General features: G+C 42.2%; 1 protein-coding gene. It reads left to right on the forward strand.

Features of this window, described 5'->3' with window-relative positions; genetic code table 11:
* On the forward strand, positions 1–2,203 hold a 2,203-nt coding region (locus H6G97_RS50250), incomplete at both ends, for an ATP-binding protein (RefSeq protein WP_422394295.1).

Here is a 2,203-nt window from a genome sequence, read left to right on the forward strand (position 1 = left end):
TGCCAAATGAAACACGGCGAATTCTTTGTTTAGCCGCTTGTGTTGGAGCTGAATTTGATTTAGAAACGTTAGCGATCGTTTGCGAAAAATCACCGAAAGCAATTTTTCAGGATCTACTAGCAGTAATACAAGCGGGATTAATTCAACCTCTGTCTGAATTGGACGAAGACTTGTTGGTTCAAGAGTATAAGTTTTCGCACGATCGCGTTCAGCAAGCGGCTTATGCTTTGATTAATGAATCGCAGAAACAGGTTGTTCATCTTCAAATCGGTCGCAATTTGCTCGAAAAAAATTCACCAGAGCAACGATCGGAGCGACTGTTTGAAATCATCGATCATCTCAATCAAGGACTTGAGCTAGTCACTGCTCGATTAGAACGAACTGAAATTGCCAGATTGAATTTAATGGCAGGTCAGAAAGCAAAGGCAGCAACGGCTTATGAAGCAGCTTTTAAGTATTTCACTACAGGGCTTAAACTTCTCGATACAAAGAGTTGGCTCAGTGAGTATGACCTCACCTTAGCGCTGTACTCAGAAGCAGCAGAAGCGGCGTATCTCCAGGGTTGCTTTGATGAGATGGAACAGTTGGTAGAAGTGGTACTCGCTCGTGCCAAAACAGTGGTTGACAAAGTACAAGTTTACGATAGCAGCATTCAAAGATATTTGTCACAAGGCAACCTGAAAGAAGCACTAAAAACTGGATTGGAAGCGTTAAAGCTCTTGGGAATAGATTTAATAGAAAATCCAAGTCAGGCAGATGTTCAAAGGGAATTGGAGTCAACGGCTGCACTACTCGCCCAACGAGAAATTGAAGACTTGATTAATTTACCAAAGATGACCGCACCAGAACCGCTGGCAGCAATTTATATCCTGACGAATATTGGAGGTGCTGCACATATGGTATCACCAGCACTGATGATACTGATTGCTTGCAAAATGGTAAGTTTATCGATCGAATATGGTAATGCTATCTGGTCACCACACAATTATGCTGCCTACGGACTTGTTCTATGTGGATTTGTTCAAAACATTGAACTCGGTTATAAATTTGGCAAATTGGCTCTGGGTTTGGCAGAACGATTGAATACCAAAGAAGGGAATGCTAAAGCATTAGTGTTGTCGAGTACCCACATCATGCACTGGAAGGTGCATCTTAGGAACACAATACCCATGCTGGCTGATGCCTATCAAGATGGAGTAGAAACTGGAGACTTTGAAACTGCTGGTTATGCTGCATATGACGTGTGCTATAACTCGTTTTTTGCTGGAGAGGAACTTACCCAACTGGAACAAAAAACAGCATTTTACAGCAAATCGATTGACCAAATTAGACGAGAAAGTCCCTCGAATTGGCTGGCAATATTGCGGCAGACTATTCTTAATTTGCAAGATAGTCCTGAGAATTCCAGCCGCTTAGTTAGTAGGCTACATAATGAAGAACAGGCGTTATCACACGCTATTGCAGTTAAAGATGGAAATGCAATCCAGATACTCTATTTGCACAAAGTCATGTTGTGTTATCTATTTGAAGAACACCATCAAGCTGAACAGACTGCTATTTTGGCAAGGCAACATTTTGAAGAGGTGACAGCAATAAAGGTTTTACCTATATTCTGTTTCTATCATTCGCTGGCGCTTTTGAGCCTATCGCCTGATACTTCAAACTCTGAAAAAGCAGCTTGGCTAAACTGTGTTAACACCAACCAAGAAAAAATGCAGAAATGGGCAGAACACGCCCCAATGAATTATCTACATAAATTTTATCTAGTCGAGGCAGAGAAAGCACGAGTCTTAGGGCAATTTCTTGAGGCTGAAGAGTTTTATGAACGGGCGATTCAAGGAGCCAGAGAAAATGAATATATCCAGGAAGAGGCGTTAGCATACGAATTGGCTGCAAAACATTATCTAGCGCGAGGTCTGGAAAAATTTGCTCAGCTCTACATGAAAGAAGCACACTACTGCTATGAAAGATGGGGAGCGATGGCAAAAGTCAAAGATTTAGAAAAACGCTATCCACAACTACTCAATTCCAACCTGATTCGGCAATCGAACTCAATCTTGACCGCTAAAACGATCCTTCATCCGACTGCGGCGATCGATTTGGCTGCGGTAATGAAAGCAGCTCAAGCTCTTTCAGAAATAATCCATCTCGATCAATTGATCGCCACGTTAATGCAGGTGGTGATAGAAAATGCCGGAGCCGA

Source organism: Nostoc flagelliforme FACHB-838 (assembly GCF_014698065.1).
Lineage (GTDB): Bacteria > Cyanobacteriota > Cyanobacteriia > Cyanobacteriales > Nostocaceae > Nostoc > Nostoc flagelliforme_B.